The sequence below is a fragment of the Paenibacillus athensensis genome, from assembly GCF_004514475.2.
Taxonomy (GTDB): Bacteria; Bacillota; Bacilli; order Paenibacillales; family NBRC-103111; genus Paenibacillus_AL; species Paenibacillus_AL athensensis.
In genome coordinates, this window is the sequence record NZ_MYFO02000015.1 from 152945 (window position 1) to 178093 (window position 25149).

At 51.4% G+C, this 25149-nt stretch carries 24 protein-coding genes and 1 pseudogene; 22 read left to right on the forward strand and 3 right to left on the reverse strand.

The features are described from left to right. The first annotated feature begins 64 nt into the window (after positions 1-64). The 6 genes from B5M42_RS21600 (at position 65) to B5M42_RS25790 (ending at position 5269) form a co-directional block, all read left to right on the forward strand. Complete coding sequence (locus B5M42_RS21600; protein ID WP_134753747.1) at positions 65-2683, forward strand: LuxR C-terminal-related transcriptional regulator; 2619 nt, start codon at positions 65-67, stop codon at positions 2681-2683. A 143-nt stretch (positions 2684-2826) separates the two neighbouring features. Then, entirely contained in the window at positions 2827-3030 is a 204-nt protein-coding gene (locus B5M42_RS25785) for a DUF6326 family protein (RefSeq protein WP_407946141.1), read from the forward strand. Positions 3031-3093: 63 nt separating this feature from the next. After that, entirely contained in the window at positions 3094-3522 is a 429-nt protein-coding gene (locus B5M42_RS21605) for a DUF6326 family protein (protein WP_134753749.1), read from the forward strand. A 199-nt stretch (positions 3523-3721) separates the two neighbouring features. Next, on the forward strand, positions 3722-4105 hold the full coding sequence (locus B5M42_RS21610) for a DUF3862 domain-containing protein (RefSeq protein ID WP_230633119.1): 384 nt from the start codon (positions 3722-3724) through the stop codon (positions 4103-4105). 118 nt (positions 4106-4223) lie between these two features. Then, positions 4224-5012, forward strand: coding sequence for an ankyrin repeat domain-containing protein (locus B5M42_RS21615; protein WP_230633121.1), 789 nt, complete (start codon positions 4224-4226; stop codon positions 5010-5012). Positions 5013-5119: 107 nt separating this feature from the next. Continuing rightward, positions 5120-5269 (forward strand): recombinase zinc beta ribbon domain-containing protein, encoded by a 150-nt coding sequence (locus B5M42_RS25790; RefSeq protein WP_407946137.1) that lies wholly within the window; start codon positions 5120-5122, stop codon positions 5267-5269. A gap of 70 nt (positions 5270-5339) precedes the next feature. On the opposite strand, the gene B5M42_RS21620 is transcribed toward B5M42_RS25790, so the two are convergent. Next, a complete protein-coding gene (locus tag B5M42_RS21620) occupies positions 5340-5732 on the reverse strand; it encodes a retropepsin-like aspartic protease (protein ID WP_134752237.1) in 393 nt (130 codons plus the stop codon). Position 5733: 1 nt separating this feature from the next. Further along, a complete protein-coding gene (locus B5M42_RS21625; protein ID WP_230633123.1) occupies positions 5734-5952 on the reverse strand; it encodes a hypothetical protein in 219 nt (72 codons plus the stop codon). Between the two features lie 411 nt (positions 5953-6363). On the opposite strand from B5M42_RS21625, the gene B5M42_RS21630 reads away from it, so the two are divergent. From B5M42_RS21630 to B5M42_RS21645, 4 genes are all read left to right on the forward strand, one after another. Then, positions 6364-6705: a hypothetical protein gene (locus B5M42_RS21630; protein ID WP_134752233.1), complete on the forward strand. Its 342-nt coding sequence runs from the start codon at positions 6364-6366 to the stop codon at positions 6703-6705. Between the two features lie 78 nt (positions 6706-6783). After that, positions 6784-7248, forward strand: a complete 465-nt coding sequence (locus B5M42_RS21635; RefSeq protein ID WP_134752231.1) for a DUF2691 family protein — start codon at positions 6784-6786, stop codon at positions 7246-7248. A gap of 120 nt (positions 7249-7368) precedes the next feature. Continuing rightward, the gene (locus B5M42_RS21640) at positions 7369-7602 is read left to right on the forward strand and encodes a methionyl-tRNA formyltransferase (RefSeq protein ID WP_134752229.1); all 234 of its coding nucleotides are present in this window, start codon (positions 7369-7371) and stop codon (positions 7600-7602) included. Between the two features lie 34 nt (positions 7603-7636). Continuing rightward, entirely contained in the window at positions 7637-10831 is a 3195-nt protein-coding gene (locus B5M42_RS21645; protein WP_134752227.1) for a DUF3427 domain-containing protein, read from the forward strand. Here B5M42_RS21645 and B5M42_RS21650 read toward each other — a convergent pair. Then, positions 10821-11219: a (deoxy)nucleoside triphosphate pyrophosphohydrolase gene (locus B5M42_RS21650; RefSeq protein ID WP_134752225.1), complete on the reverse strand. Its 399-nt coding sequence runs from the start codon at positions 11217-11219 to the stop codon at positions 10821-10823. The two genes, B5M42_RS21645 and B5M42_RS21650, sit on opposite strands and share 11 nt — an antisense overlap. 167 nt (positions 11220-11386) lie before the next feature. Between B5M42_RS21650 and B5M42_RS21655 the strand changes: the two genes are divergently transcribed. The 12 genes and pseudogenes from B5M42_RS21655 to B5M42_RS21710 all read left to right on the forward strand — a co-directional run bounded on the left by B5M42_RS21655 (position 11387) and on the right by B5M42_RS21710 (position 25148). Then, positions 11387-12037, forward strand: a complete 651-nt coding sequence (locus B5M42_RS21655) for a hypothetical protein (RefSeq protein ID WP_134752223.1) — start codon at positions 11387-11389, stop codon at positions 12035-12037. A gap of 127 nt (positions 12038-12164) precedes the next feature. Continuing rightward, positions 12165-12491 (forward strand): nucleoside triphosphate pyrophosphohydrolase, encoded by a 327-nt coding sequence (locus B5M42_RS21660; protein ID WP_134752221.1) that lies wholly within the window; start codon positions 12165-12167, stop codon positions 12489-12491. Then, a complete protein-coding gene (locus B5M42_RS21665) occupies positions 12484-14922 on the forward strand; it encodes a DEAD/DEAH box helicase family protein (RefSeq protein ID WP_134752219.1) in 2439 nt (812 codons plus the stop codon). The genes B5M42_RS21660 and B5M42_RS21665 overlap by 8 nt, the downstream gene beginning before the upstream one ends. Before the next feature lie 165 nt (positions 14923-15087). Next, positions 15088-15234 carry a hypothetical protein gene (locus B5M42_RS21670; protein WP_167689823.1) on the forward strand — a complete coding sequence of 49 codons (147 nt, stop codon included), beginning with the start codon at positions 15088-15090 and terminating at the stop codon, positions 15232-15234. A 255-nt stretch (positions 15235-15489) separates the two neighbouring features. Next, a complete protein-coding gene (locus B5M42_RS21675; RefSeq protein ID WP_134752217.1) occupies positions 15490-16188 on the forward strand; it encodes a hypothetical protein in 699 nt (232 codons plus the stop codon). Between the two features lie 999 nt (positions 16189-17187). Then, positions 17188-18795 (forward strand): limonene hydroxylase, encoded by a 1608-nt coding sequence (locus B5M42_RS21680; RefSeq protein ID WP_134752213.1) that lies wholly within the window; start codon positions 17188-17190, stop codon positions 18793-18795. Positions 18796-18800: 5 nt separating this feature from the next. Further along, the gene (locus tag B5M42_RS21685) at positions 18801-20027 is read left to right on the forward strand and encodes an RtcB family protein (RefSeq protein WP_134752211.1); all 1227 of its coding nucleotides are present in this window, start codon (positions 18801-18803) and stop codon (positions 20025-20027) included. 176 nt (positions 20028-20203) lie between these two features. After that, positions 20204-20665 (forward strand): annotated as a pseudogene (locus B5M42_RS21690) (ketoacyl-ACP synthase III); the annotation flags it as partial. A 160-nt stretch (positions 20666-20825) separates the two neighbouring features. After that, positions 20826-21038, forward strand: coding sequence for a hypothetical protein (locus B5M42_RS21695; RefSeq protein ID WP_134752207.1), 213 nt, complete (start codon positions 20826-20828; stop codon positions 21036-21038). A gap of 3 nt (positions 21039-21041) precedes the next feature. Then, a complete protein-coding gene (locus tag B5M42_RS21700; RefSeq protein ID WP_134752205.1) occupies positions 21042-21593 on the forward strand; it encodes a hypothetical protein in 552 nt (183 codons plus the stop codon). 544 nt (positions 21594-22137) lie between these two features. Further along, positions 22138-24471 (forward strand): heavy metal translocating P-type ATPase, encoded by a 2334-nt coding sequence (locus tag B5M42_RS21705; protein ID WP_167690101.1) that lies wholly within the window; start codon positions 22138-22140, stop codon positions 24469-24471. Then, positions 24468-25148 carry a sulfite exporter TauE/SafE family protein gene (locus B5M42_RS21710; protein ID WP_134754980.1) on the forward strand — a complete coding sequence of 227 codons (681 nt, stop codon included), beginning with the start codon at positions 24468-24470 and terminating at the stop codon, positions 25146-25148. Before B5M42_RS21705 ends, B5M42_RS21710 begins: the two co-directional genes overlap by 4 nt. Position 25149: the final 1 nt, after the last annotated feature.

The window sequence follows — 25149 nt, forward strand, 5'->3', positions numbered from 1 at the left end:
ACACATTATTCTTATAGCTCGATATGCAATAATATTATTACTTGCACTTCAAGGAGGTCTCGTTATGAAGAAAGAAACAAAACCTCATGTAACCAACGAAGTTCTAACTACGAAGCTAGAGAAACCGCCCTCACGGCAGTTGATGGTTGATCGAAACCATTTGATTGATCTACTTCATAGAGGTCAGGATAAAAGGCTAAGTCTCGTTTCAGCGCCTGCGGGCTTTGGAAAAACAACCGTAGTGAGTCAATGGGCATCCATTTGTGACCGGCCTGTTGCATGGCTTTCGTTAGATGAAAGAGATAATGATGTTATACGTTTTCTCACCTATGTAATAGAGGCAATTCGCAAGGTTTTTCCAAACTTAGGAAATGGGATTCTTATTGCGCTAAGCTCCCCTCAATTGCCACAAATTAATGCCGTCCTAAGCCAATTAATCAATGAACTACACACAATGCAAAAGGCTTTTACGATGGTCATTGATGATTATCATTTAATCAATAACCCTTCTATTGAGCAAGGTCTAAGCTTCCTAGTCGCACAAATGCCTTCTCATATGAATGTAACGATCGTATCACGTGACATGCCCGATCTACCGTTATCCAAGCTGCGTGCTAAAAATCAGCTGATGGAGATAGGTGTTAAGGATTTGCGTTTTACAGACATCGAAACGGCATGTTTTCTAAATCAAGTCATGGGGCTTAGCCTAACCAAAAAAAATATGATCGAGCTTGAAAAAAGAACGGAAGGATGGGTCACAGGTCTTCAACTCGCAGCACTTTCCATTCAAGGGAATAAAGATGTCACCTGTTTATTGGAAAATGACTCCTTTGCGGGCAGCCATCATTTCGTTATGGATTATCTATTCGATGAGGTTCTTGTCCAACTGCCCGAAAACATACTAAATTTTTTAATGGTTACTTCCATGCTGGACCGGTTTTCTGCCCCTCTTTGCGATGCTATATTATCGAACGAATGGATCCCTTCTGGTTGGAATAGCCAAAAAACGATTGAATATTTGGAAAGGAAAAATTTGTTTATCATTCCCTTAGATCAGGAACGGCGGTGGTATCGTTACCATCATCTTTTCGCTGAGCTATTAAAAATGAGATTTAAAAAAAATAGAGAACAAATTGCCGGCGATCAGGATATTATTTCCAAGCTACATAAGCGTGCAAGCCTTTGGTATGAGAACAATCATTTCACACTTGAGGCTTTTTATCATGCGGTGGAAGCAAAGGATACTGAAGGTGCTTCCAGACTGGTAGAAGGAGGCGGCGTTCCTTTACTTTATCGTGGCGCAGCAACACCGGTTCTGCATTGGCTTGAATCGCTGCCTTTATCTGTCTTAGATGCCAACCCCTCGTTAAGAGTGCTATATGCCACAACGCTATTGTTTCTGGGTAGAGTTGGGGAAGTAGAAAAAATATTGGTCACAGCGGAAAATACGCTAAGCTCACTCCCTCAAAACGAAAAAAATAATAATCTAATGGGACATATTTCCGCGACCCGAGCAGCGGTGGCTGTTTCGCAAAATAATTTATCTCGCATTATGGAATGCTCTCAACATGCTATCGAAAACCTTAGTCCTCTAAACCTGCCGGTACTTACTGCTACGAAATGGACATTGGGCTTCGCTCACCAGATGCAAGGCAATCATAAATTGGCACGCGAAGCTTATGAAGAAGCGCTGAGGAGTAGTGAAGCTATTGGACATTTTATTATCACAATCTTGGCTTCAATTGGATTAGGCAATATTTATGAAATGGAAAATCAACTCCACTTGGCTAAAAATAGCTACATGAAAGTTCTGAATTTAGATGGACACTTAGCTTTTCCGGCTTCCGCTGTCGCTTATCTCGGTCTATCACGTATCGCTTACGAACAAGATCACATGAAGGAAGCGTTAGATCTCATTCAAGAAGCCATAAAATTGGCGCGGCACTTGAACAATATGGACACCCTTACAGTTTGCGAGCTATTGCATGCTAAAATAAACCTTGCTCAAGGAAAAATAGGAGAGACTTTGAAATTACTCAAACAAGCAAGCCAGTCTCTTCAAAAAAATAACTTCTCCATGAACATGTACAAGGTTGCACAAGCTGAAGTGCTTACCCGACTTCACTTACATGATATCCCATCAGCACAATATCTTGTTCAGAAATACAATCTGCCCAATGAACAAATTCGTGTGCACTTGGCTGCGGGTGAAACAGATCAAGCACTATTAAAAATAGAATCGTTGACTCAAGCTTCAATAGAAATGCTGATTCTGCGTGCATTAACCTATTTCCAGGCAAAGGAAATAGAAAAAGCTGTTTTTCCTTTATGGGAGGCCATTGAGATCGCTAAAACAGAAGGTCACCTGCGTGTTTTTTTAGATCAAGGAGCTCCGATGGAAGCACTTTTAAAAGCTGCTCTGCGATTTGAAATTATGACAGATCATATAAACACGTTACTTTTACATTTTTCAACGAAACATCCATCTATGGCTCCCTTAACTCAAAGAGAACTGGAGGTTTTACGCTTAATTGCTCAGGGGTTTTCCAATCATGAGATCAGCAAGATGCTTTTCGTCTCTCTCAATACCATCAAGGGGCACAATCAACGTATTTTTTCTAAGCTGCAAGTTAAAAGCCGCGCCGAAGCAATCTTACGCACACATGAGCTGCGTTTGCTATAAGATATTGTTCTTGTGAATTTAAAAAAACAACACTTTAGTGTCTAGGTATCCATTCTCCCCTCGTGATATATTGTTTCTAAATTCCTCACAGGTATTTTGAAGCATAAAAACACCGATGGAGAGAGGATAATGGATATGAACAAATAACACCCCGCTTTTTATTATTAGCTGCGGTACTCGTTGAAGTCCCGATCGCAATGGTTCTTTTATCAAGATTTTTGAAGCAGGGAATCCATCGATGGGCGAACATCATTGCCGGTGCATTCACAATTCTATATGTTATTGGAGGTGGGTCTGTAGCTCCGCCCGGGCTAATCCGAGAGGTTGGATCGTTTCACAAATTATGATGGTCATCGTAAATGACGTGGAAATAGGGATTACAACTTTTGATTTATGAAGGGGAGATTAATATGAATACGCAAAATAAAGCACAAAGTGCACTAGAAGACATCAAAGTCAATTTGAAGCTGAAGATTGCTGCACTGTGGGCGAGTTTTATGTTTCTCTATGTTTATGTTGATTATTTTCACTTATATATGCCTGGCAAAATCGAAGATATACTGGCAGGAAAAGTATTTACATTTGACATTTCATATGTCTTTCTATTGATAGCACTTGTTTTGGTGACAATTCCAGTTCTTATGATTTTCCTTTCTGTTGCCCTGCCGGCTAAGGTAAATCGCCGGGCAAATATCATTATTGCCGCGGTGTATATTCCATATATGTTGTTTAATTTAGCAGGAGAGGCTTGGGCGCACATGGTGTTTGGCGCTGTTGTAGAAGTTGCTCTTCTTTGTCTAATTATCAGGTATGCATGGAAATGGCCATCTTCGTTATAATGATCATCCAGTTCGCCATCGTTTGGCGAGACAGCGCATAAGAATCTCGAGGACCCTCGTTATGTTGCATTCGATAACGGGGGATTTCTATTTGTTCGGTGGCCTACTGTTTGGCATCGGTACGCTTCTTTTCCGCATTCTGTGGCAGTGGGCGCCAAGTTTGCTTGTGTTTTTTACAACTCATTATATAGGAGGCTGTATGAAAACCATTCGACTAGCAATCATAATATATCTTATGGTCACTGCGGCGGCATGCAGCAATGCGAGCGACAATGTTAAGAAAGGGCCGACGGCAAGTTCCGCTGTTTCCTCAGTGGAGTCGCCAAGCGGCAATACAGGATCCGCTGAAAAAGTCGAAATCACGAAGGAAAAATACGATAAAATTAATAATGGAATGACCTACAAAGAAATCATCAAGATTGTCGGTGGCAAAGGAGAAACAATAACGGAAACGGGCGAGGAAGGCAGCGACTTGCATGGCATCGGTGTGATGTATAGAGGCAAGGGCGAGGTTGGGGCGAGTGCCACCTTCATATTCGTGGGCGACAAATTGCAGGCCAAATCGCAATTTGGGCTCCAATAGCTAAGATCATCAAATTTGCTCGACGCTTGATGTCAAACTGAGGGCTATTCGACGCTTATGGTTACGAGCATTGTTGCGACGTTCCGCATATCACTGCTTTAATTTGGATTTAGAAGGGATGGTTTACATTGTGATAATTTCCGAAAACGAGCCTCTCGCGGTCACCTTGCTCGAGGTAATCCGCACCGGCGATATCCCGGGATTGCAGAAGCTGCTCACCGAGAATCCGGGACTAGCTACGGCGAGAATTATCGAAAGCGATATGCACAACGGTAACGTATCGCGTACGCTGTTGCATGTGGCTACCGACTGGCCCGGCCATTTTCCAAACGGTGCGTCGACTATAGCCACATTGGTCAAAGCTGGCGCTGAGGTGAACGCTCGAATCGCCGGCCCTAATATCGAGACACCTCTTCATTGGGCCGCGAGCAGCGATGATATCGAGGTGCTTGATGCGCTTCTCAATGCCGACGCTGATATTGAGGCGTCGGGTGCGGTCATCGCCGGGGGAACGCCGCTGGACGACGCAGTGGCGTTTGGGCAGTGGAGGGCTGCACATCGTCTGGTTGAGCGCGGCGCAAGCTTCGCTCTCTGGCATGCGGCCGCGCTCGGACTGTTGGATGACATCGAAGCCCACTTTACCGGGACACCACTTACACAGCAATATCCGTGGGGAGCCGGGCACAATCCACCTCCAGATGAAGTTACCGTCGCCTTCTGGTGCGCTTGCCACGGCGGACAGCGGCACTCTGCCGAGTATTTGCTCGAACGAGGGGCCGAACTGAACTGGATTTCCGTGTGGGACGGATTGACCCCTTTGGATGCAGCACAACGAAGCGCTACTGGCGATTTGGTTCAATGGTTGCACAACCGGGGCGCTAAATCCGCCAAAGAACTACATCGTTAAGACATTGACTCTTGAAGGTTTTTCTCATCAGTAGATGACAGCACTTGCCTTGGCTCCGCGGGGCGTATTCGAAAACATCCAGTTCTTTTCGGCCAATGAGGAAGGGCATGCTAGAATGTGCTTTTTGTAAAAGCCATTTCTCGCGGCGGAGTTGGCACAGCGGAACTCCACACGGAAAGTCAGTTTGGCAGTGCGTCACCTCTACCAAAAAGGGAAAGAAGCACTGTCCTCACATGTTGAGAGTGTTTGTCTGTTGATATATAAGGGTTTTGAATAAGTGTAGGTAAAAAAGTGGGGGCGCGATGGTATTCGCGTCCTATTTCATTTCTATTTTGAGTTTGCCGAGTTCATCTGCATCTGATCGAGGTCGATGATCATTTTGCCGCTTTTCAGAATATCCAAACCGATCAGTCCGTTTATGCTGCTGATATCGTCATGGAACACTCCAAAATCTAACGCGATATGGTGAAGGATGAATTTCCCAAGTTGGATTCGATCCACTTGCTTACGAAAGGAATACTCGTCCTCTCCGATTCCAAAGCTTCGTACCAATCTATCTCCGTTTTCAAACTTGATGCCGAGCTCTGATACGACATCAGAGGAAAGAGCGGAGTGCGCCGCACCAGTATCAATTACCAAGTTATCTATGGTAAGCGAGCGTCCTTTGTAGCCAATCGTCATGGAGGCTTGAAGCAAGTTATCAACCAATTGTATCTGCATCTTATCGGTTCCTGTAAAGAGGATTGTTCCTAAGCTCAATAGCTATTTTTTCTTGACCCGTATGATAGACGATGTTGTTATCCCTGCATTTCAGTAGCTCCTTAGTTGCTTCATCCGGATCTTGAATCGCTTTGATCAAAGCTACTTCGTCAACGTATTGCGTGCTATCTTCTGTATGAGAATTCAAAATTTCAAGAAGGACATATTGATCTGGATACATATTTCGGACCTCCTGCCATTTCATGGGACAACACCTCGCTAACGGATATTATATCACAGTCCTTATATTTAATGAGCCGGGAGGAGTGCGATTTAATGATTTATCGCTAGTGTTGGTTTGAAGGGTTGCGGCATTACAAGCGCCCTTGCTTGGACTGCAAGGGCGTTTATCAATCCAAGCGCAAGCGGCGTGTATTCATTTTTAAATTGTTACGTACTGCGAAGTGCTTTGAATTATCAGGTTCCATCCTGCATGGCAAATCCCTTATAATACAATGGTAAAAATGTACACGACAGTAAAACGGAGGAGAAGCGCCGAAGTTAGCAAAACAATCGCTTGTATGGTCTTACCAATTACTTGGCGAAGCATTGAGCTAAAAAATTAGGCACTCATCGGAGAGAGGCCACGTAAATGTATAACTACATAAGTATCCATTCCAATGATTACACAGAGAAAATAAAGTCGGCGATTCTGGAGCAATACTTAACACGTAATCTGAATTTTGAAAAAGTCCGGCATTTAATATTTTGTAAAGAATTCCAAGGAGAGCGAATCTGGTTACGAGGCATTCTTGCTGATCGGGATGGTAACTATGCCTTTCATACACTAGACGGTGTTGAAGAGATAAATTTAATTGAAATCGATTTGCCTGTAAGCATTAGCGGCATGCTGGCACAGGAGATAGAAATCATCGCTGTCGCTATTGCTAGAGAGTTATCGTGGATTATTGACAAGGATCATGGATTAAAGTAGCGAACGATTGCTTTGAAATTGCCGATAGTACTAGCAATGATCTACACATAGATAGGGGGGATTCTTCTGCGTTATGGAGTGAGAGGGATCAGTTTCGAGATTCCAAACGAGTACGGAAAATGGCTTTTTGACGTTTTGAAGCCCTTTGATTGTAAGGATTACAATTGGTTAGTTGGGGCTGGAGAAGAATACAAGTGGCAAGAAAACGACTTGAAGCCGTTATTTGCAGACGACGTGGATATTTTAGAAGGTGAGGATTTGCTTCAGATCATTGACTCAGAGGAGCCTCAATATATCATTTTTGCTGACCTGAAAGCTTTTCCAATCGGAAAGCAAATATCACAAATAGATAAATACGAAGATTTTTTAGAAAGTGATTGCGAACTGATATTGCTCATTGTTGATTCCACCTATACCTCTATTTACTGCAAAGATGTCGAAGTTCTGAATCTACTATACGCTAATGCGAAAATGATTAAAGTCGATTCACTAGCATATATTACAGATGATAATGACTTTAGAAAGACATTAAAAGCTAGATGAGGCAGCAGGTGAACTGTACCCGGAACGGAACGGCTCCGTCCAGAAGATTTGCCAAGTGCTGGATGAATCCTTCTATGCTATACTCGCCATGTATACATTATTATCGTGTCAGGAGGGAAGATGATGGCGCTGATCCGACATTTAAGTAAAATATCGAGAAATTCAAGAGTACAGGCTGAGGCAGAGTCTACGTACAATATTGTCATTCAGAATGGACGGAAATACATCCAGATTAACACTTACGGTTCGAAAGATCGGGTACATACCAACATGGTGAGCCAGACGCTGCAACTAGATGAGCAATCAGCCAAGCAGTTATTCGATATCCTAAAAGCCGAGTTTGCTTTAACATGATTTCATTTCTAAGGTCTTAGCTGGAGGAACTAACATGAACGAACAAGACCATAAACAAGGGCTTCACGAAGAAATTTTACATAAACACAAAACCTATCCCCCGAATCAGCAAATCCACAAGTTGCATCCGGCTCAGCATACTAATTCTCTCATTCAGCAGGTTCTCCGAGATTTAACTCAAGCCTTTAAAGAACTTGAAAAACAGAACCAGCTGCAGGAAATGATGGAGTTAACGAGGCAAGTGAAACAACTTTTACCGAATAGCAAGCATGCTGAGCTGGATTTACCGCTGAAGGCGATTCATTATAGACATGATGATTTTCCGATTCCGATGTATCCGGAGTTTTTCCTGACGAATCCGCTACTCCTAACCAATCAAAACGCTATGCACTTGTTTCGAGCTTTGAAGTATGAGCTTATGACGGCAGATCAAGCTTTTTTTATGGTGAGCTTTGTTCGATGGTCAGGGTTACAGCTCTTGCTGAAGTCCATTGATCAATTTAAAAAAGACCAACCAAACAAAAAAATAAAAATTTTAACTTCTACTTATCTAAAGATTACCGAGCCTAAAGCATTAAAGAGTCTTCTTTTGCTGCCGAATGTGGAAACCAAGGTTTTTAACTCCGGTAAAGTCTCGTTCCATACAAAAGCCTACTTGTTTGAACGAATATCAAACTTGAACACAGCGATTATTGGTTCCTCGAATTTGACCTATTCTGCGCTTAAAACTGGGCATGAGTGGAATGTGAAACTGCCTGGAGATACACTGCAATCCGTGTTTCTGAATGCCAGGGATGCTTTTGAAACCTACTGGAATGATGCTAATGCGGTACCGCTAGATGCGGCTCTCATCGACACTTATGAAAAAGAATATAACAATAAAAAAATCATGCTGGTCAATCCCTATACGGCTGCGGAGCATGTCGATTTTACGGAAGCGACTGTCAAGCCTGAAGAAGATCAAGGACCTATTCAACCAAACAAGATGCAGGTTGAGGCGCTAGAGGCTTTGTCCAAGACGAGGAGTAATCAGCATACGAAAGCCGTAGTGATAGCAGCTACAGGAACAGGGAAGACGTATTTATCAGCGCTTGATGTTCACGCATTTCAAGCCAATACGATGCTTTTTCTCGCTCATCGTGATGAAATTTTGGAAAGCTCCCAAAAAACATTTATTCAGGTATTTGGCCAAAAAGATGGTTTCGGAAAGCTGACGGGTATTCATAAGGAAGGTTATAAACCTTATCTTTTTGGTTCTGTACGGACTTTATCGAAGGATGAGGTGTTATACCAATATTCGCCGGAACATTTTGACTATATTGTTGTCGACGAGTTTCATCATGCAGAAGCCGCAACCTATAAAAAGGTGCTTGATTATTTCAAACCTAAATTTTTGCTTGGCTTAACGGCAACACCAGAGCGGATGGATGGCCGAGATGTACTGGAGCTATGCAATCATAACGTGGTTTATGAGATTCGATTGCGCGAGGCTTTAGAGGAGGGATTGCTGGTTCCATTTCGTTATTTTGGCCTTAGTGACCCAACGGTCGATTATGAGGAAGTGGGAATCCAGAGCAACGGACAATTCAAAGAAAATGAGTTGGTGCGAGTATTAAACACACATGAGCGTGTGGACTACGTCTTAGAAATGATTCGTAAGTTTGGACACGACGGTCCCTTCATGAAGGCATTAGGTTTTTGTGCTACTATTGAGCATGCTCAATACATGTCGGATGCATGTAATCAACGCGGAGTAGGTGCGGGATATCTTACAGGGGACAATACGCCCGACCAGCGTCAAACACTGATTCGCCGCCTTGAAGATGACACTGATCCACTACAGATCATTTTTACGGTGGATATTTTCAACGAAGGTGTCGATATCCCGAGAATCAATCTCGTATTATTCTTGCGACCTACTGAATCAGCAACCATTTTCATCCAGCAGCTTGGTCGTGGGTTAAGGAAGGCACCAGGGAAAGAATATGCTACAATTCTTGATTTTATCGGGAATTACAAGAAATCGTTTATCGTGCCACTCGCTTTATCCGGCCAGTACAATCATAAAGCTTTTGACCGCGAATCCCTTCGGGTAGCTGTTGAGACTGATTTCGCGAATTTGCCAGAAGGCTGTTTTGTTGATCTAGAAGAAGTGTCGAGAAAACAAATTCTCGAAAAAATTGAAAGTATTAAGTTGGACCGCGACCTCATGCTCAAAGAAGTATACAATCAGTTTCGAAAAGAGCTAGGACGATCCCCAGAGATTGAAGACTTTTTATATGTCGAGGGTGCGCCTAGCTTTCATTCCTTTATTTTCAAGTATGGCTCATGGGTAGAAACCAAAAAGAGGATGAAGGATTTGAATGAGCTTGATCGTTCCATTTTGGCGAATGAGGTATTCTTGAAAGTAATACGGAGAGTAGAGGGGTTATTACCTGTCAAATGGCCATATGAGTTGATTATTTTGTATGTAGCTATATCAAAAGGAAAAGTGTGTCAAGAAGATGTGGTAAACGAGCTGCAATTCAGATTTGCCATTTCGATTTCTGCAGAAAACCATGCAAAGAAAATACACCGAGCAATGGAAAAACTCGCAGAAACACCGACTAAGAAAAGTTGGTCATTTGGAAAATTGAAGAATGGTGATTTTAGTTTATCTACAGTCGTCGCAGATACCATCCAATCGAATTCATTGTTTAAAGATTATCTAGGGGGAAGATTAGAATACGGTTTAGCTGAATTTAGACGCGTATATCGACCTGGGGTATTTTTTCAAAGTGAAAAGAATGTGGTCCTCTATCAAAATTATACTCGAAATGATCTGATCTATTTGTTTGAGTCCGATGTTCAGGAGGGTTCTTGGCGGGAAGGAGTAAGCCGGGTTGGTAGTCATTATTTATTGTTTGTGAACTTAAACAAAGAGAAACGGGTAGCAGAGCATTTAAAGTACCACGATTACTTCATCGATCAACAGCATTTCCACTGGCAAAGTCAAAATTCGACATCTCATAAATCCACGGTAGGGCAAAACTACGTTCATCATAAACAAAGAGGATTCCATATTCATTTGTTTGTGAGAAAGTTTGAGCGAATGCACGGAGTTACATTGCCATTGATGTATTTGGGCGAAGTTGATTATGTCAGCAGCCACGGGGATAAGCCGATGAATGTAACGTGGAAGCTACACCAACCTATCCCAGAGGCATTGTATATGGACTTTATTCGATAAATTCTCTCTTGAGCTCCTGAAGTGTAGGCAAATCAGCCGGTGCCCATTCCAACGTATCCACTTCAGTAAGGGGAAGCCAGATGAGCTTCTCATGCTCCTTAGGGGTTGGGATCCCCTCTGTAATCGTGGCTTTATAAGTAATCAGCCGAACGATTACATTAGGATACTCATGGGTAGCGTCAGCGACCAAGTCGCCGACTTGAATGGTACAATCCAGCTCTTCTTGAATTTCACGGGCAAGGCTCATCTGAGGAGTTTCACCAGCCTCAATTTTCCCGCCTGGGAATTCCCATAGACCGGGAAGCGACATCGTCTGAGAACGGAGTGCACACAGCACTTCGTTTTTTTCATTAAACATGACGGCGCCCACTACGTCGACTTTTTTCATTTACATGTCCTCGCTTACGGTATTTTTATTTAGGATACCAATGTTATCGTGGTGGGGCAAGTTTGGGTTCTTGATGTGCATGGCAAAGATCATGATAGAATCGAGATTTGGATTTAGTTAAAATGAAATGGAGTAACAAATTATCCATTAACAAGGAGCATCCCACAATGAGCGAATTCACCTCCGGGTGTTTAACCCCAAACACGAAAAAAGCAGTAGCTTATCTGACTAAACAAAGTTCAGTAATTCGAGTGGCGCCGCTAAATGAGGATTGGATTATTTTTCTAACCGAAGATACCTATGTGGATAACTCTGTATCCAGTGCTATTCAACACGTATCAAGCGAAATACCCGTTTTATATTTCTATAACTTTGAGGATCATTGTTGGGGCTATAAGCTGTTAGAAGCGGGGAGGACGTTAGCGGAGTTTGAACTGGACTATGAGGCGAAGCATAGTAGGGTAATCCAGTTAGCTCAACAACTTTACCCGACAAAAGACATTATTGAGTTCTTGTATATCGATATTGAAGGCCAAGCCGTGCGTGAGCAGTTGGAGCAGCAAGTCGAAGATCAGTATGTGAATACGGTAAGAATAGCCTATCAACAGGCAAATATCGACGCATTTCGTATTCTGGGCGTAAGTGGCGGCGTATTGCAAAATCTTGGGGAGATCATGAGTGTTGAGCATTTTGAAGCCCTTCAGAGCAAACACGACTTGGTCGAACAATTCAAAGTAGCGTTGGGGATTCCTGAAATGAGCTGGATTCGAGTAGATCGTTTGGAAGCTTTCGATGAGCGGTTTCCATCTCTGTTGTGAAATTAACGCTGGATTCTCAGTCGGGCTCCTTTCCCGCAACAAACAGGAACCACGACTTTCTTTGTGGAAATTACATATAGGTAGTTTACACGCGTTTTTTGAAATTCACCCCCAAAGGAGCCATCCCATGCCCACCTACAACAAACTCGTCCGCGACCTGATTCCGCAGATCATCACGGGTAGCGGCAAAGTCGCCAATACGCGTATTCTCGACGAAACCGAATACCGCACGGAGCTTCGGACCAAGCTGGCCGAGGAGCTTCATGAATATCTGGAAGCGTCCGACGACTCTAGTGCGCTCGAAGAGCTCGCCGACATACTGGAAATTGTACACGCGTTAGCGGCTGTACACGGCTCCACGGTAGAGCAACTGGAAGCGATTCGTGTGGAGAAGGCGGAGAAACGCGGAGGATTTAGGGAACGCATTTTCCTGATCGATGTACCCGATGCCTGATATCAAGCTGATTACGGAAAATCTGGCCGATGAGCTGATTCCGGGGATCGAGCGGGCGGCGGGCATTTATATCATGACTTCGTTTGTGATGAGGTCTGGGGTGCAGATGCTGGCTCCGCATCTCAAGGCGGCGGCTGAGCGTGGCGCGGATATTAAAATTCTGTGCGGCGATTATTTGTTTATTACGCAGCCGGAAGGTTTGCGGGCGCTGGTGCACATCGATGCGCGGATCGAAGCGAGGCTGTGGCACAGTCGCGGGGCTTCTTTTCACCCTAAGGCGTATTTGATGGACTACGAGCAGGGCGAGGGGCTGCTGATTGTCGGCTCGTCCAATTTGTCTCGATCGGCTTTTCGCATGGGCGTGGAATGGAATTTGGCGATGAATGCCGAGGCTGAGCCGTATACGTTTCGCGTGGCGTTGGATAAGTTTATGGAGCATTTTTACGATCCGTGTACGGTGACGCTGCATGAGGAATCGATTGCGGTGTACGAACGGGATTACATGGCGCATAAGCAGAAAAATCCCGAGCTGGTGCGGACGGTCACGGAGATCGAGGAGTCCGAGCTGATGCTGCCGCATAAAGAGCCACTCGCTGCGGACAGGGAAGCCGCCACGGAACGCTCTACCCAAGTACTGGAGCCGCGACCTGCGCAGGAGCTGGCGCTTGCGGCGCTGGAGAAAACGCGGGAGGAGCAATACGACAAGGCGATGGTGGTCATGGCCACGGGGCTGGGCAAGACGTATGTGGCGGCTTTTTTTGCCCGGCGCTATCGGAGGGTGTTGTTTGTGGCGCACCGCGAGGAGATTTTGCAACAAGCGTTGCGCAGCTTTCAGGCTGTGATGCCAGAGCGCTCCACAGGCTTGTACAACGGGCTGGAAAAGGAGCCGGCGGCTGAGCATCTTTTTGCCTCAATCTATACGTTGGGGATGAAAAAGCACCGCGAGCGCTTTGCAACGGATCACTTTGATCTGATTGTCGTCGATGAATTTCATCACGCTGCTGCTAAGACGTATCAATCGATACTGGCGTATTTCCGGCCGGCGTTCCTGCTCGGACTTACGGCGACGCCGGATCGGCTGGACGGGAAGGATGTTTTTGCGCTGTGTGACGGAAATGTGGCGTTTCAGCTGCATTTTTTGGAGGCGATTCAGAGGCAGTGGCTAAGTCCGTTTCGCTATTACGGGGTGTACGACCAAACGGATTATTCTGCGATTACGTGGCTCGGCTCGCGTTACGATGAGGAGGAGCTGCTGCGGGCGCAGCTGCGCGACGAGCTGGCGGAGCAGGTTTTTGAAGCGTGGCGCAAGCACAAGCAGACGAGGACGATTGCGTTTTGTTCGTCGATCCGGCAGGCGAATTTTTTAGCGAGTTATTTTTTGCGGCAAGGGGTTTCTTGCATTAGCTTGCATTCGCGCACGACGGAGATGGGACGGACGGAAGCGATCGAGCGGCTGACGCAAGGGCGTTTGGACGTGATTTTTACGGTCGATTTGTTTAATGAAGGTGTCGATATTCCGGCGGTGGATACGTTGTTGTTTGCTCGGCCGACGGAGTCGCTTACGATTTTCACCCAACAGATTGGACGTGGGCTGCGCCTGCATCCGGGCAAGACGTGCTGCACGATTATTGATTTGATCGGCAACTACCGTAACGCCGACATGAAGCTGGGATTGCTGGATATGAACCCTACTGACCTTGGGGCAAAAAAGCAAACGGCGTTCCGACTCCCGGTTCTGCCTGCAGGCTGTGAGCTGAATGTGGACGTGGAGGTCATCGATTTGCTGGAGGAGCTGGCGCGCAAGAAGCAGCCGCGTAAGGAGAAGCTGCGCCAGGCTTATCTGGAAGTCAAGCACGAGCTTGGCCGCCGTCCGAGCTATCTGGAGCTGCATTTGCATGGGCGGGCAGTCAGTCGCGAATATGTACAGGAATTCCGCTCATATGTCGGGTTTCTGGCCTGGGCCGAGGAGCTAAGCGCGAAGGAATCGGCTGCGTATTTGCGCTACGAGGCGTGGCTGAAGGAAGTTGAAAGCACGGTGATGGCCAAAAGCTACAAGATGACCGTGCTGCTCTACATGCTGGAGCGCGGCCCAGCCGACTGGATGCAGCCGATTACGCCGCGTGAGGCGGCAGCGTTTTTTCATACCTTCTATATGGAAAAAGAATTCCGCAAACGCATTGATTTCTCGGACGGCGAGACGAGCAGGCTCTGGACGTTTGATGAAAGCAAGGTGGCCAAGCTGATCGCTGGCATGCCGATGAGCAAGTGGAGTGGCAGCTCGAAGGGGCTGGTTGCTTTTGAGGATCAGGTGTTCCGCTTGAATATCGACGTGCTCCCGGAGGATGCGCAGCTGCTGCACGCGTGGACGCGGGAGATTTGCTTGTACCGGCTGCATGTGCATTTTGAGCGGCGGTCTGCGGAGCGGGAGTAAGCTCGATTCCCATGAAAAAGCAAGACGCCTTCACCCCTACATTGACGTGGAGCTGAAGGCGTCTTTGCTATGCATACGTCAGTCATCCCAAGGGGACGACAAGCAACAACGGTTGTCTAGGGCAACCGATGTTGACTCAGCCGGTAGCGGCGGAAGCGGGCGCTTATGCTGAATGATGTCTTGCGCCCAGGTGGCGATGTCCTGCTTGCGGGCTGCGTATTCGTCGCTTCAGATGCGGTGGTCGCTCAGCCCCTGATCCAGCCTAGCGGTCATGGCTTGAGCGGACAGCTCGTTCAGCGATTGGCGGTCTAAGCCGTGCGCATCGGCGAGGTCGGCCAGCGATTGCCCGCTGCGGAGAGCTTCGCTCAGCTCGTCTTGCGTGACGCTGAGGAGGGACAGGCTAGCGGCATCGTTCTGCTCCAGCTCAGGGCCGAGCGCCGGTCCTGCTAGGGTTGGGGGCGCTTCACCCGGTACGGGCCGTAGAGGAGTTTGTAGTATTTTGTTGAATTAGCAAGATAGCGATTTTTTAAGGGGATTTTGAGAACGTTCGTAAAAAGGAGTGATGTTGTGCTTTCAATCAATTTAGATAAAGTCCTTGCAGCGGTACTCAAAGATATGGAAGAGGCAACTACGGGATGGTTGAAGGGGGACCCCAGCAGTGAAGAAGCATTTCTAAACCGAATCACTGAGAAGCTGTCAGCCAGAAGGAGGTGCGACGTCGGCCTGTTAAGAAAAAAAAGTGTGGTGGTTGAATCTTATAATCTGCACAGGAAAGGGCCGCGTCAAACAGATAAGTTCGGCTCGGATTTTGCGATCACCGTCGACATTCCAAGTGATGCTTTTACCAAAACGGCGTTATTTCAAATTAAAAAAAGTCATAATTTTACATCTACGATCGAGAAACGTCAGCTGGAGCAAGCGCTGCTGAACAATCCAATAGGTAAACGGAGTTTTGTTCTATCTGTAGATGACCCCAAAGGAGCCATTCGAATACAAGAAGTAGAACATATATATGGACAATTTCCTAAGAACGTTCAGAGCAGCGCGTTTCATATTGAAGATTGGTATAGCTTGGGGGATTGGCTTGTAAGATGGATGGACTGCAAGGTAGGCGCAGGTAATAGACCGCAAGATCCGCCGCCAATTGAAGCATTATTGGAAAATGAAAAGATCGAGGGCATGCAAGCTTTTGATTTTGGGGGAACCTTCGATCTACCCCGGGGCTACAAAATTACAAGAAAATGGTTTAAATTTATTTTTGGCTAATTCAAGATGCTGGCCGCAGCTCCGATTCAACTGCAGCGCCATTGCCTGACGGTTTCATTTCACCGGATTCTCCCCTTGCCAAGCGCGCGTGGGGAAATCGACGCTGATCAATCGCTTGGATGCGGTAAGGCTCGACCTGCGCTCAGCAGGCGAAGCGGGTTGTTTGATTGACTGGCTGACAGCCTGGCCGGTCTTCAACAACCGGCTGTTTGCTCCAGACATACAAATAAGCGCAAGCAGCCGATCGTTCAGATCCGGCGCTTGCGTTTATTTGCTTATCTCTCAAGTGCCGATCGACTGTCCAAACGGCATGCCGAACAAGCGCCGGGCTTCCCTGACCGGCGCTTGCGTTTATTTTCTGCGGTACATCTTGGCCCAATATTGCAGCATGAGCGCTCGGGTTGGACTTTTCCTGAACCAGCTGTCAGGAGCTGTTTCCCATTCCTGAACGGCTTGTTCTCGGGTCTGGAAAAAACGATAATCGCAAATGTTCCATGAGCAATACAACTTTCTGTACCATTTGCCATCCTGCACTTCGCCGCGGAAGCGGCGCACGGCTTTACTGGCCCGGCGTTTGCTCCAGCGTGTGCCGGGTGTACGATGGTCTGTGTATACGGGTGATTTTTTGACGCTACGGCTCATTCGGGTATTCGAACCTCCTCTGGGGGAAGCTAGAGGCCGTCTAATTTTTTCATAGGTATCCTTCTGACAAGCGAATTTGCCTATATAAACGCGGACGTACCGCAAATGTTCCGGGCTCGAATGACTATAACGATTTTTTCCCGCTTATCCGTGCAGCGGCTGTGTTAGGATGAGGAAACTGGCGGATGGCGGCGCTTTTGCACCGTTCGATTCCGGCCGCCGAAGCCCTGTCGTAATACTTTTACCGTGTTCGAAAGCCCGCCGATCGGCGAATATAGGAGAAGATGAGCTGACAGGAGCCGACGGAGGTCTGCCGCCGTTACATCCGGTTGGACGATAATTGAGGTGAGAACAAACATGCTATTGTTTCATAAAAAAACGGCCCCGCCGTTGTGGGAGGGCAAAACCTCCCTATATGCATTTATTCGCGCGCAAGGAGAGAACGTCGACGGCTCGCTGCCTGACGACGGGGAGTATTGGGCGGGAAGCCGGATTCGCTGGGTCGCGGGCGGTCTGGACGGAGCGATGAGCCGTCAGGCGCGGCCGGGGCGGGCTGCCAACGGGCTGGAGGAGTGGGTGCAGCTGCTGGTGAAGCTTACGGGCAAAAGAGGGCAGGCAGCGCGCAAAACGCTGTATGCCAAGCTGATCGCCACTGACCTTGGCGACGTGATCGACGAGCTGCTTGGCCAGGTACGCGAGCATCCGCGCATTCGGCCGCAGGTACTGTATCGGGAGGCGCTATGGCTTGCCGAGACGGGCGCGCACCGTCAGGCGGTGAAGTTCGGACTGGCGCTGCTGGGGCTTTTCCGCAATGAGCAGGTGAAGGAGCTGCTGATGATGCTGGGCCGGCACGACGAATTTACGCTGTATGCGGCCGTGGCGATGCTAAACGGGATGGATGCAGGCAATGAGGCGTTGTGGGAGCTGGCGCAGCACGTACACGGCTGGGGCAAAATTCATCTGGTCGAACGTCTGGAGCCGACGCGTCCCGAGATGGCGGCGTGGCTGCTGCGCCACGGCTGCCGCAATACGATCATGCCGGAATATTCGGCCTATGCGTGCGCCAGCAAAGGCGATCTGCGGCAAGCGCTCGCAGCCGAACGGATCGACGCCGAACTGTTGGAAGGGGCGACAGATATTCTCGGTGCGCTGATGGCTGGCGGGCCGGCAGAGAACATCGATGATTACGCGCATGCGCCACAGGCGCTGGCCGATTTCGTCAGATTGGCAGGCGCGATGCCTGCTTCTGGCGTCAAGCAGCTGTTGCTGCTGCTGGAGATCGGCGAATTTTGCGCCGGGGATGCAGAGAGCTGGGCGCTCAGGCTGCGGGCGGTCTGGACGGAGCGGCAGCGCTGCGAGCTGGAAGCGGCGTGCCGTGCAGTGATCGCCGATAAGCGCTGGGAGCCGAAAGTGCTGGAGGCCGTGCGTTCGGGCGATGCCGATGAATTCCTATATGGAGCGATGTGTGCCGGAAAGCTCGGCATCGACATCTGGGAGCTGCTGTTCGGACAGCTGGAAGCCGATCCGCTTCAAGAAAGGCACTACATGTTGCTTGGACAATCGGCGGATCCGGTCCGCCTGCGCCGGTTGATCGCGTTCGCCGAAGAACGGCTGCCGCTGGAACGGATCGCGAACGGCCCCGCTCAGGAGAGCGGGCTGGGCCGCGAGCATGCGGCGCACCGCTGTCTCGATAACCTGCTGCTCGTTGCCGAGCGTCTGGAGGGGCTGGGAACGAGACTGGTCGTTGCCGGGCTGAACAGTCCGGTCGTCAGCAACCGCAATAAAGCGCTGCAGGTGCTGGAGAGCTGGGATGTGACGATGTGGGGCTTGCAGCTCGCAGCAGCGCTCGCCCGGCTGGCTGAGAACGAGCCGAACGCAGCGGTCAAGCAGCGAATCCATCGCTTGAAAGACAGCAAAGCAAAAGGGTACGATAAGACAACACGATACGGGAAAGAAGGGACCTAAGGAATATGGCATACCAACAAATGAACGGCGTGCGCGTCTGGGGCCGCCCCGACGAAGGAGCGATGAGGCAGGCTCAGCAATGCGCAGCGACGGGGCAGGTGGTGCAGACGCTGCTGATGGCCGACCATCACAAAGGCTACAGCCAGCCGATTGGCGGCGTAGTCGTCTATGACGGGCAAATTTCGCCGTCCGGCGTCGGTTACGATATCGGCTGCGGCAATAAAGCGGTGCGCACATCGCTGACCGCCGAGCAGATCAAGCCGCGGCTGGCGGCGATTATGGACGAGATTGCGCGCCACATTTCTTTTGGCATCGGGCGCATCAATGCGGAGAGATTGGATCATGAGCTGTTTGACGACAGCGATTGGGCCGTCTACAAGGCGGTAGGCAGGCAAGAGCATGACAAGCTGAAGGCGCTGGCTCGCGCTCAGCTCGGCACGGTGGGCAGCGGCAATCATTTTGTCGACTTGTTCGAGGAGGTCGGGACGGGGGCGCTGTGGATCGCCAATCATTTTGGCAGTCGCGGATTCGGGCACAAAACAGCCAGCGGCTTCCTCAATCTCGCGGCGGGCCGTGATTTTCTGGCGGGCGCTCCGGGCGAGAATATGGATCAACCGCCCGTGCTGCTGGATCTGAACAGCGAGCTTGGCGATATGTATGAGCGGGCGATGAAGCTGGCCGGCCGTTACGCTTACGCCGGGCGCGACTATGTCATCGCCCAGGTGCTGGAGATCCTCGGCGCGCAAGCCGAGCTGGAGGTACACAATCACCACAATTACGCCTGGCGGGAGACGCATAACGGCAAAGAGGTGATGGTGGTGCGCAAGGGTGCTACGCCTTCTGCGCCGGGCCAGACCGGGTTTGTCGGCGGCAGCATGGGCGATATTTCGGTCATTGTCGAAGGCAAAGACAGCGCGGAGAACCGCGATGCGTATTACAGCACCGTGCATGGAGCCGGTCGGATCATGAGCCGGACGCAGGCGGCAGGCAAAATGAACTGGAAAACCCGCACCCGCAGCGGCGGCCAGATCCGGCCGGAGCAGATGCTCGAAGCGGTGCGCGCCTTTGGCGTCGAGCTGCGCGGAGCAGGGACGGACGAAAGTCCGTTTGTGTACCGCAAGCTGCAGGAGGTGCTGGATGCCCACAGAGATACCATTGAAGTCAAGCATGTGCTCAAGCCGATCGGCGTCTGTATGGCCGGTGCGGACGAGCATGATCCGTACAAGGATTAGCCAGGGGATAACCCTCCCTGATTTTTCATGGGGAGGGATTTTCTTTTTTACAGCGCAGGGAAGTCACGGGGCCAAGAGCGAATGTAAAAGTAGCTCACTGTTTGGTTTCTGTTAAGCTCCGCCTGCTAAGCTACAGGCATCAGGCCGCAAGGCCGCTTGGGAGGTTGGGAGACATCATGACTTACAATGCGCGGATAACGGCGATCGGCAGCTACGTGCCGTCTCATGTGCTTGACAATGCCGAGCCGGAGCGCAGGCAGGATACGAGCGATGAATGGATTGTGCGGCGGACCGGCATCCGCGAACGGCGGATTGCCGCAGTCGACGAGTTTACAAGCGATATGTGCGTAAAGGCGGTTGAGGATTTGCTTGGTCGATACCCGGTGTCCGTGCAGGACGTCGAGATGATCCTGGTGGCAACGTATACGCCGGATTTCCCCACGCCTTCGGTGGCCTGTCTGCTACAGCATCGTATGGGGATTGCTGCGACCGGGGCGCTGGACCTCAATGCCGCCTGCATCGGCTTTGTATACGGGCTGCATGTGGCGCATGACCTGATTGCTTCCGGTCTGCACCGCAAGGTGCTTGTGCTGGGTGCGGACACGGCGTCCAAAATCGTCAATTACAGCGATCGAACCATGCATTCGCTTCAGCCAATGCGAGGAACAAGAACTGAACATCGTGCATTCGCGGGCTGCCCCGCATCTGACGTATTTGACGGAAATTGTCCGCCAGCTGGATTTTCCGCATTGTCAGTGGGTAGAGTCACAGCCTGCGGAGCTAACTCCGCTGGAGAAAATGTACTACCGTTCGGCGGGCAATGCGTTTACGCCGTATCTGATTTATCCGCACACGGAGTATGACACGACGCTGCTGCGGTGCTTGCTGCATGACGTGCCCGAGCCGGAAGTGGAGTCGCACCTGCGCGAGCTGATTGCATTCGCTGTGGCCCACGAGTTTGACGAGCAGCGCCTTATCTCGGCCGAAGCGGTAGCCGGAGGGAGGGTCTAGCCGATGGACAAGGTTCCAGCGGAGGATGCCGGCGCTGCGCCAGCGCGTTGGCGGGATGAGGTTGCGGCATTGGGCGTTGCCGCTGGTCGGAATGATTCCGTCTGGCAAGCTGTGGGCCAAGATGACGTAGCCCGAGGGGCGATCACTCGCGATGCGGCCGCTAGGCAGGCCGTGGACCGCGACCATTCGGTCCGAGAGACTGTGGATCAAGATGTGGCAGCGCGTGGGGCGGTTGGGCGAGATGGGGCAGCCAAGGAGCACGTTGGTCGGGATGCGGCCGCTAGGCAGGCCGTAGACCGCGACCATACAGTCCGGCATGCCGCGGGTCAAGATGGGGCAGCCGGCGAAGCTGAGGGTCGTCATGCAGCGACGGCAACGCCGGTTTTCCATCGTGTGGCTTTGTCCCTTCCGTCGCCGGTGTATCGCTGTCAGCAGCTTGCCGAGTCCGCCACGTCCGCGCTGGCGGCCGAAGCGGAGGATACGGGAGCGGGACAGCCGTTATGGCGTAGCGCCGAATTGTGGATGAGAGGCGGGAACGATGGGAATCGCTCGTAGCGGACGACTGGGAAGCCAGGGCGAGGAGAGGTCAACAAGCTGACTGCGGAGTATACTGCAGTCGGCTTGTTTGTTGTGCGCTGCGGTTGCTGGAGAGCTTCCGCCCCCGGTCCGTTAGTCGTAAGATGCGCCCGGCCCCCCGCGCCGCACAGTCGCAACGTCCTGACAAGCCGCCCCCCCGCGCCGCACAGTCGCAACGTCCCTGACAAGCCGCCCCCCGCGCCGCACAGTCGCAACGTCCCTGACAAGCCGCCCCCCGCGCCGCACATCGCAACGCCCCGGACACGCCGCCCCGCGCCGCACATCGCAACGCCCCGGACACGCCGCCCCGAGCGCCGCAACGCCCCCGACACGCCGCACTCCGCGCCGCAACGCCCCAAGCACCCCGCAAACCCGCACAAGCCATATACTTGTCGTCATGAGACTGTGTAATGCTCGTCCGACCCCGAACTGACTCGTTCGGGCTATTCTTGATTGCTGCAGCATGTCATACGTTAGTAGCAAACAAGGATTGTCCATTTGCGACAGTCAGACGGAGGTGCATATGCGTGTAATCCGATTGCAAATAACGGGAATGACCTGCTCCGCGTGTTCGACCCGGATCGAAAAAGCGCTGCGGCGCATGGACGGCGTTCAGGAAGCAGCGATCAGCCTAGCAACCTCAACGGCTGTTGTCAGTTTGCAAGAAGGGACTGCGGATGCAGAAGCCGTGGCAAGCAAAATTCGGCAGCTCGGCTACGGCGCCGAACCTGATACCCGGCGCAAGGCGGGCTCGCAGGCCGATGAAGCGCAAATATGGCGTTTCCGCTTTATCGTCGCGCTGACCGGCTCGCTGCCGCTGCTGGCTGCCATGCTCGGCCATTTGATTGAACCGCTGGGCAGTGTCCTTCCGGCATTTGTGTCCGACCCGACATATCAGCTGCTGCTTGCTACCTTGCTGTTTGGTTATGCCGGTTATCCGTTTTTTGCCGGCGCGTACAGCAGCATTCGGCGGGGAGGGGCGACAATGGACGTACTCGTAGCGCTTGGAATCGGCTGCGCTTATGTGTTCAGCGTCTGCCGAATGCTGTTTCCCCAGCCGCTTGGTGCTGAAGGACACGGCAGTCATTCGCTTTATTTTGACTCCATTGCCATGATCGTGAGCGCGGTAACGTTGGGGAAATGGCTGGAGGCGTCGGCCAAGGGCAGCGCCCTGCGCAGCCTGCAATCATTGGAGCAGCTCCGCGCTTGCACGGGACGGCGTCTGGTCGGTTTACGGGAAGAAGCGGAGGTGCCCGCAGAGCTGCTGCGGGCCGAAGAGCGGGTAAAGGTGCTGGCGGGCGAGTGGATTCCCGTTGACGGCAGGGTAGAAGACGGCGTAGGGGATGTCGACGAATCGCTGCTATCGGGAGAAGCCGCTGCCGTGTGGAAGCAGGCCGGCGATACGGTCTATGCCGGAACCCGGCTGCTCAGCGGGCAAATTACGCTGCGTGCTGCTTGCAGCAGCGCAGAGTCGCGATTGTCCCGATTGATAGGCTTCGTCGAGCATGCGCAGATGGCCAAGCCGCGCATCCAACGCCAGGCTGACCGGGCTGCCGCGTATCTGGTTCCGGCCATTGTCGCGTTGGCGCTGATTACTTATGCAGGCTGGGCGCTTGCTGCTTCTGCTTCTGAAGCCGTCAGCCGCGCATTGGCCGTGCTGCTGGTAGCGTGCCCGTGCGCGCTGGGGCTTGCGACACCATTGTCTGTCCTGATCGGCTCCAGTCTGGCGGCTCGCAAAGGCATCATATTCAAGGAAGCAAGCAGTCTGGAGACGCTGAGCCGCGTAACCGTGTTCCTGTTCGACAAAACCGGGACATTGACGCGCGGTCAGCCCGCCGTAACGGGCTTGTATACGGCCGAGGATCTGCCGGAGTTACGCGCCACAACTTCGTCCCAAGCCGTGCCGCTAACACCGCCGTTTGCGCCACCGCCGCTTGCGCCGCCCACGGCTGCGGTCCGGCCCGCGCCGCAGGCCCCGCTGACGTCGGCCCAGCTGCTGCAAGCAGCCGCATCGCTCGGACGCGGCTCCGAGCATCCGCTGGCCAAGGCTGTCGTGCGCGAGGCGCTGGCGAAGCGTCTGCAGCCGGTAGCGGCGCGCGACGTACACGAGCTGCCCGGCGCGGGGCTATCCGGGTTCGTCGGGCCGCGTTTTGTCGCGATGGGCCGAGATAGCTGGCTGCGGGCGCAGGGCATATCTTGTCCGGCAGAGCTGGCGGGCCTTGCGGCAGCGCAAGCCGACTCCGAGCTGCACGTAGCTGTAGACGGCCGTTGGGCCGGCGCGCTTACGTTCCGCGATCAGGCCCGCGACGACGCCCGCTCCACGATTCGGCAGCTCTCCCGGCGCGCCGGCATCGTCATGGCCACCGGCGACCGCGCCGGAGCCGCCGGGCAAGCGGCTTTGGACACAGGCATCGGGCAGGTTCACGCACAGCTGCTGCCGGAGCACAAAATGCAGCTGATCCTGCGTTATCAGAACGAAGGTCATGTCGTTGCGATGGTGGGGGACGGCGCGAACGATGTGGCTGCGCTGGCTGCCGCCGACATCGGCATTGTCTTGGCCGGCGCAAGCGAGGCTGCGCTGCAGGCCGGGGATGTAGCGCTTGTCGGCGGCCGCCTGTCCCGGCTTGGCCTTGCGTCGGACATTGCCCTTGGGACCATGCGCAATATCAAGCAAAATCTGGCGATCGCCTGCTGCTACAATGCGATCATGATTCCGCTGGCTGTGGCCGGCGCACTCGACCCGCGCGCCGCTTGTCTCGGCATGGCCTCCAGCTCGCTGCTGGTCGTCGGCAACGCCTTGCGGCTGAACCGCCTGGAAAGGTCGAGGCGATCAGTACCGGAAGGGGGCCGGCTATGAGCGGAGATACGGTCTGGATTTCGGTATTGGCCGGGCTGAGCGGTGCGCCGCATTGTGTCATTATGTGCGGCGGCATCGGGGCGTCGATTGCTATGAGGGATCAACGCAGAGCGCTGGCGCGTCTGCTGGCCTATCATAGCGGACGCATTCTGACCTATGGCTTGACCGGCGCTTTTATGGGACTGGCCGGATCGTTCCTCAACGTCGCCGCAGGTTTGGTCGGGCTGCAAAGCGCCGCCAGCATCGGGGGAGGCTGCTTGATTGTGATGTGGGCCTTGTCGCGGTATGCACTGCCGCTGCATGCGCTCGGCGCTCCACTGGAGAAACGTCTTCACGCTGCAGCCACGCGGACGAAAAACGGACTGGAGCTGCTGGCTTTGTTCGTAACCGGGCTGCTATTGGGCTGGCTTCCCTGCGGCTTGACCTATGCCATGCAGATGAGGGCAGTGGCGACGGGCTCCTGGTCGGAGGGCGCACTGACGCTGCTGGTGTTCGGCGCGGCTACCTTTCCTATGCTGCTGGCCGTCTCTTTGTCGGCGGTCACGCTGAGCAAGCGCTGGAGAAGGGGACTGCGAAGGTTCGGGTATTATTTGGCCGTTCTGATGGGAGTGCTTTCGATTCTAAAAGGGTGCAGCGCCAACGGCTGGATTCCCTCCGTACATCCTTGGCTTTGGTAGA

What these genes read in the sequence shown, in the direction of transcription:
- B5M42_RS21650 (WP_134752225.1), bottom strand. Translation starts at nt 11,219, where the DNA reads ATGAAAAAAGTCGACGTAGTGGGCGCCGTCATGTTTAATGAAAAAAAC.
- B5M42_RS21695 (WP_134752207.1), top strand. Translation starts at nt 20,826, where the DNA reads ATGTACTACCGTTCGGCGGGCAATGCGTTTACGCCGTATCTGATTTAT.
- B5M42_RS21700 (WP_134752205.1), top strand. Translation starts at nt 21,042, where the DNA reads ATGGACAAGGTTCCAGCGGAGGATGCCGGCGCTGCGCCAGCGCGTTGG.
- B5M42_RS21680 (WP_134752213.1), top strand. Translation starts at nt 17,188, where the DNA reads ATGCTATTGTTTCATAAAAAAACGGCCCCGCCGTTGTGGGAGGGCAAA.
- B5M42_RS21660 (WP_134752221.1), top strand. Translation starts at nt 12,165, where the DNA reads ATGCCCACCTACAACAAACTCGTCCGCGACCTGATTCCGCAGATCATC.
- B5M42_RS25790 (WP_407946137.1), top strand. Translation starts at nt 5,120, where the DNA reads ATGCTAGAATGTGCTTTTTGTAAAAGCCATTTCTCGCGGCGGAGTTGG.
- B5M42_RS21605 (WP_134753749.1), top strand. Translation starts at nt 3,094, where the DNA reads ATGAATACGCAAAATAAAGCACAAAGTGCACTAGAAGACATCAAAGTC.
- B5M42_RS21655 (WP_134752223.1), top strand. Translation starts at nt 11,387, where the DNA reads ATGAGCGAATTCACCTCCGGGTGTTTAACCCCAAACACGAAAAAAGCA.
- B5M42_RS21610 (WP_230633119.1), top strand. Translation starts at nt 3,722, where the DNA reads ATGAAAACCATTCGACTAGCAATCATAATATATCTTATGGTCACTGCG.
- B5M42_RS21615 (WP_230633121.1), top strand. Translation starts at nt 4,224, where the DNA reads ATGGTTTACATTGTGATAATTTCCGAAAACGAGCCTCTCGCGGTCACC.
- B5M42_RS21645 (WP_134752227.1), top strand. Translation starts at nt 7,637, where the DNA reads ATGAACGAACAAGACCATAAACAAGGGCTTCACGAAGAAATTTTACAT.
- B5M42_RS21620 (WP_134752237.1), bottom strand. Translation starts at nt 5,732, where the DNA reads ATGCAGATACAATTGGTTGATAACTTGCTTCAAGCCTCCATGACGATT.
- B5M42_RS21670 (WP_167689823.1), top strand. Translation starts at nt 15,088, where the DNA reads ATGCTGAATGATGTCTTGCGCCCAGGTGGCGATGTCCTGCTTGCGGGC.
- B5M42_RS21705 (WP_167690101.1), top strand. Translation starts at nt 22,138, where the DNA reads ATGCGTGTAATCCGATTGCAAATAACGGGAATGACCTGCTCCGCGTGT.
- B5M42_RS21600 (WP_134753747.1), top strand. Translation starts at nt 65, where the DNA reads ATGAAGAAAGAAACAAAACCTCATGTAACCAACGAAGTTCTAACTACG.
- B5M42_RS21685 (WP_134752211.1), top strand. Translation starts at nt 18,801, where the DNA reads ATGGCATACCAACAAATGAACGGCGTGCGCGTCTGGGGCCGCCCCGAC.
- B5M42_RS21630 (WP_134752233.1), top strand. Translation starts at nt 6,364, where the DNA reads ATGTATAACTACATAAGTATCCATTCCAATGATTACACAGAGAAAATA.
- B5M42_RS21625 (WP_230633123.1), bottom strand. Translation starts at nt 5,952, where the DNA reads ATGTATCCAGATCAATATGTCCTTCTTGAAATTTTGAATTCTCATACA.
- B5M42_RS21640 (WP_134752229.1), top strand. Translation starts at nt 7,369, where the DNA reads ATGATGGCGCTGATCCGACATTTAAGTAAAATATCGAGAAATTCAAGA.
- B5M42_RS21665 (WP_134752219.1), top strand. Translation starts at nt 12,484, where the DNA reads ATGCCTGATATCAAGCTGATTACGGAAAATCTGGCCGATGAGCTGATT.
- B5M42_RS21710 (WP_134754980.1), top strand. Translation starts at nt 24,468, where the DNA reads ATGAGCGGAGATACGGTCTGGATTTCGGTATTGGCCGGGCTGAGCGGT.